This window comes from Sphingomonas bacterium (assembly GCF_903644055.1).
In the GTDB taxonomy this organism is placed as follows: Bacteria; Pseudomonadota; Alphaproteobacteria; order Sphingomonadales; family Sphingomonadaceae; genus Sphingomonas_I.
Genome location: NZ_CAHJXD010000026.1, coordinates 1 through 4,556, shown reverse-complemented (window position 1 = coordinate 4,556; position 4,556 = coordinate 1). Strand labels below are relative to the sequence as shown.

Sequence of the window (4,556 nt, the reverse complement as noted above, 5' to 3'; positions counted from 1 at the left end):
CGGCGATCGGCGCGCGCCGGCAGGCGGGTGGGCCCGTGACCGAGGCGGCGCTGTGAGCGTGGCGGTGCGCGCGGCGCGGCCGGGAGACGAGGGGGATATCCTCCGCCTGATCCGCCATCTCGCGACCTATGAACGCATGCCGCATGCGGTGGCGGCGACCGAGGAATCGCTTGGCCGGACCCTGTTCGCCCCCGATGCGCAGGTGTTCGCGCATGTCGCCGAAGCGGAGGGCGCGATGATCGGCATCGCGGTGTGGTTCCTCAATTATTCGACGTGGACGGGGCGGCCCGGAATCTACCTCGAGGATCTGGTCGTGGACGAAGGCGCGCGCGGATCGGGGGCGGGGCGCGCCTTGTTCGAGGCGCTGGGCCGCGAGGCGCGCCGCCGAGGCTGCGCGCGGATCGACTGGGCGGTGCTCGACTGGAACGAGAGCGCGATGGCGTTCTACCGCGCGATCGGCGGGCGGCCGCAGAGCGGGTGGCAGCCGTGGCGGATCGACGGCCCCGCGCTGGAGGTGCTGGGCGCATGAACGACGAAATGCTGGCGCGGATCGCCGCCGCGCTCGAACGGCTGTCGCCGCCGACGCCCGAGCCCGCCGATCCGCTGGCGCATCCCGCTTATGTGTGGAGCGGGGCGACGCTGCGCGCGGCGCGGGACTTCGCGCCGGTGCCGATCGATCTGCTCGCCGGGATCGATGCGCAGAAGACGGTGCTGGTCGAAAATCTGCGGCGGCTGGCGGCGGGGCTGCCCGCGCACGACGCCTTGCTGTGGGGCGCGCGCGGCACCGGCAAATCGGCGCTGGTCAAGGCGGCGGTGGTGCGGGTGCAGGCCGACGGCGGCGGCATCGCGCTGATCGAGGCGGAGAGCGACGCGCTCGACAGCCTGCCCGCCTTGTTCGCACTGCTCGCCGGCGCCGAGCGGGCCTTCGCCCTGTTCATCGACGATCTCGGCTTCGAGGGCGGCGGGGCGGGGGAATCGGGGAGCCCGCGCCGGCTGCGATCCCTGCTGGAAGGCGGGGCGGAGGCGCGGCCGGGCAACGTCCGCCTGCTCGTCACCGCCAACCGCCGCCACATCGTGCCGCGCGACATCGCCGAACAGGAAAGCGCGATCGCGGCGCGCGACGTGATGGACGACAAGCTCGCGCTCGCCGATCGCTTCGGGTTGAGCCTTGGCTTCCATGTCGTCGACCAGCCGACCTATGTGGCGATCGTCGCGGGCTATGCGAAGGCGCACGGCCTGCTCTTCGATCCGCAGGACGCGATCGCCTGGGCGACCGCGCGGGGCAGCCGATCCGGGCGTGTCGCGTGGCAATATGTCGTCGAGCTGGCGGGGCGGCGGGGGAAGCGGCTTTAGAGCTCGTATCGTACTTCGATACGAGCCCTCGATACGCTCCTGCGGAGCTACTCGGTCTCACCTCAGCATGAGCGGGTGAGGTTGAAGTCGTCCGACTCTGGAGAGGTGCTCCGCCGGCCTATCCGGCGGGGAGCCCCGCTGCCCGCCGTGCGTTCCCCGCGCCGAGGAGAGATATATGAAGCTCTATTTTGCCCCCGGCGCATGCAGCCTCGCCGATCATATCGCGCTCAACGAGACCGAAACCCCGCACAGCCTCGTCAAGGTCGACCTCAAGACCAAGCAGACCGAGGACAAGCGCGATTATACGGCGATCAATCCCAAGGGCTATGTGCCCACGCTGGAGCTCGACGACGGCGGCATCCTCACCGAGAATATCGCGATCCTGACCTATATCGCCGATACGTCGGGCCGGCTGATGCCCGAAGGCGGGATCGAGCGGTATCGGGCGCTGGAGATGCTGGCCTATATCTCGACCGAATTGCACAAGAATTTCAAACCCTTCTTCAATCCCGCCGCCAGCCAGGCCGAGAAGGACGAGGGCGGAAAGACGCTGGCGCGGCGGTTCGCTTATATCGGCCAGAGCCTCGATCGCGGACGCTTCGTTCTGGGGCAGACGATCAGCGCGGCGGACTGCTATCTGTTCGTGATGCTGATGTGGGCGCGCAAGAACGGGATCGATCATCCGCCCGCGCTGCACAGCTATTTCGATCGGATGCGGGACCGGCCCGCGATCCTCAAATCGCTGCAAGAGGAAGGCCTGAGCTGAGCGTCGAGCAGCTTCTCCAGCATTGGGGCGTCGCGGCGGTGTTCGTCGGCGCGATGGCGGAGGGCGAGAGCTTCGTGCTGGCGGGTGGCGCGCTGGCGCAGCGCGGGCTGTTTCCGCCGTGGCAGGTGGCGCTGGCGGCGTTCGGCGGATCGGTGGCGATGGACCAGATCTGCTTTGTGGGCGGCCGCTGGTTTCGCGACCATCGCTGGGTGCGGCGGGTGCGCGAGAAAGCGGTGCTGCAAAAGGCGCTGGGGTTCGTCGAGCGCTATCCCAACGCCTATATCCTGGCGTTCCGCTACCTTTATGGGCTGAGGATCGTCAGCCCGGTGGCGATCGGGCTGACGCGGATTTCGGCGGTGCGGTTCCTGCTGCTCAACACGCTTTCGGCGGCGGTGTGGGCGCTGCTGTTCACCGCGATCGGCTTCCTGGCCGGCGATGCGATCGAGAAGATGTTCGGGCGGGTGCAATCGGCCTCGATCCTGCTGCTGGTGGTGCTCGTGCTGGGCGGGGTGAGCAGCGCGGTCGCGCACCATTTTCTTTCCGCGCGCGAGGAAGGGCCGGAACGAGCCGATCGCGAGAGCGTTACGGACCCTTAACCAATGAAAGGTCTGATGATGGCGGATATCGAGCGGGACGATAAGGTCGTCGTGGCCAAGAGCAACTTCAACCTCGGCGGGATCATCGCGGCGATCGCGCTGCTGATCGCGGTGCTCGGCGTGCTCAAATATTTCGGGATGCTGCCTTTTTAAGGGATTGTCCATTCAAGTGGAAACGTCACCCCGGCCTTGAGCCGGGGTCCCGCTTCTTCTTCAGCGTTGGCAGGCGGCGGGACCCCGGCTCAAGGCCGGGGTGACGACAATTCTATGTCAGGTTAGCGCTTCGGCCTTTTCCGCCAGTGCCAGCCAGCGCAGTTCGGCTTCTTCCTTGCGGCGGCGCGCGGTTTCGATGCCGGTAGTGAGGCTTTGGAAGCGTTTGGGATCGCGCGCGTAGAGCGCGGGATCGGCGAGGGCGGCTTCGTCGCGGACGATCGCGGCTTCGATCTTCTCGATTTCCCTGGGCAGCAGATCGAGATCGCGCTGATCGATATAGCTGAGCTTGCGCCTGGGCGCCGCAGGCGCCGCATCGGCGGCGACGCGGGGCCCATCGACGGCGTCGGTTTTGGGGGCCTTGCGCCCGTCCTTGTTCGGCGCGCGCTGCCGCTGCCAATCGGCATAGCCGCCGGCGACGACATCGACCTTGCCCGAGCCGTCGAGGCCGAGCGTCACCGTGACGGTGCGGTCGAGGAAATCGCGGTCGTGGCTGACGATCAGCACGGTGCCTTCGTAATCGGAAATCACCTCCTGAAGCAGATCGAGCGTTTCGAGATCGAGATCGTTGGTCGGCTCGTCGAGCACCAGCAGGTTCGAGGGCCGCGCGAATTCGCGCGCGAGCAGCAGCCGTGAGCGCTCGCCGCCCGAAAGCGTGCCGACCAGCGCATCGATCATGCCGGGATCGAACAGGAATTCCTTGAGATAGCCCGCGATATGCTTCCGGACGCCCAGCACCTCGATCCAGTCGCCGCCGTCGGCGAGGATGTCGCGGAGGCGCTTGTCGGGCGCCATCAGCGCGCGCTGCTGATCGATGACGATGCCGTTGAGCGTTTTCGATAGCTTGACGCGGCCCTCGTCGGGCGGAAGCTCGCCGGTGAGCAGCTTGAGCAAGGTCGTCTTGCCCGCGCCGTTGGCGCCGACGATGCCGATGCGGTCGCCGCGCGTGACGCGGAAGCTGAAGTCGCCGATGATCGTGCGTTCCGATCCTCCATTTCCGTTCGTGTCGAGCGAGGTCGAGACAGGTTCGCCTGCTTCGAGCGTGGCACGTCCCTCGACTGCGCTCGGGACGAACGGGGTGAGGGTGCGTGGGGAGGCGGCGAACCGCTTGGTGACATGCTCGGCATCGATGACGATCTTGGTCTTGCTGTCGTCGCCGGCGGTGGCGAGTTTGGCCGCGCCTTGCGGTCCGATCATCGCGGCGCGGGTGGCGCGCATCTCGATCAGCTTGGCCTTGCGCCCCTCGTTGCGCGCGCGGCGCGCGGTGACGCCGCGCTGGAGCCAATGCTCCTCCAGCTTGAGCTTGGCGTCGAGCCGCGCGGCGTTGCGCGCCTCCTCGCCATAGACCTGCTCGGTCCACGCCTCGAAGCCGCCGAAGCCGACCTCCTTGCGCCGCACTTGGCCGCGATCGAGCCACAGCGTCTGCCGGGTGAGGCGGGTGAGGAAGGTGCGGTCGTGGCTGATCGCGATGAAGGCGCCACCGAAGCGGCCGAGCCAGCTTTCCAGCCAATCGATCGCGGCGAGATCGAGATGGTTGGTCGGCTCGTCGAGCAGCAGCACATCGGGCGCCATCGCCAGCGCGCGCGCGATCGCGGCGCGGCGGCGCTCGCCCCCGCTCGCGGTGGCGCAGG

The 4,556-nt window shown here is 67.9% G+C and carries 6 protein-coding genes; 5 read left to right on the top strand and 1 reads right to left on the bottom strand.

Going from position 1 to position 4,556, the window contains the following annotated elements; translation table 11 throughout:
- The first annotated feature begins 52 nt into the window (after positions 1–52).
- The 5 genes from HUU94_RS01135 (at position 53) to HUU94_RS12895 (ending at position 2,868) form a co-directional block, all read left to right on the top strand.
- On the top strand, positions 53–529 hold the full coding sequence (locus tag HUU94_RS01135) for a GNAT family N-acetyltransferase (RefSeq protein WP_254601833.1): 477 nt from the start codon (positions 53–55) through the stop codon (positions 527–529).
- Positions 526–1,353, top strand: a complete 828-nt coding sequence (locus HUU94_RS01130) for an ATP-binding protein (RefSeq protein ID WP_174273292.1) — start codon at positions 526–528, stop codon at positions 1,351–1,353. The genes HUU94_RS01135 and HUU94_RS01130 overlap by 4 nt, the downstream gene beginning before the upstream one ends.
- 175 nt (positions 1,354–1,528) lie before the next feature.
- Complete coding sequence (locus HUU94_RS01125; protein ID WP_174273291.1) at positions 1,529–2,119, top strand: glutathione S-transferase N-terminal domain-containing protein; 591 nt, start codon at positions 1,529–1,531, stop codon at positions 2,117–2,119.
- Between the two features lie 38 nt (positions 2,120–2,157).
- On the top strand, positions 2,158–2,715 hold the full coding sequence (locus HUU94_RS01120; protein WP_174273290.1) for a DedA family protein: 558 nt from the start codon (positions 2,158–2,160) through the stop codon (positions 2,713–2,715).
- A gap of 18 nt (positions 2,716–2,733) precedes the next feature.
- Positions 2,734–2,868, top strand: coding sequence for a hypothetical protein (locus tag HUU94_RS12895; protein WP_302480171.1), 135 nt, complete (start codon positions 2,734–2,736; stop codon positions 2,866–2,868).
- Between the two features lie 117 nt (positions 2,869–2,985).
- Here the strand turns inward: HUU94_RS12895 and HUU94_RS12890 are convergent.
- Positions 2,986–4,556: ATP-binding cassette domain-containing protein (locus HUU94_RS12890; RefSeq protein ID WP_302480170.1), on the bottom strand; the 1,571-nt coding region annotated here is incomplete at its 5' end.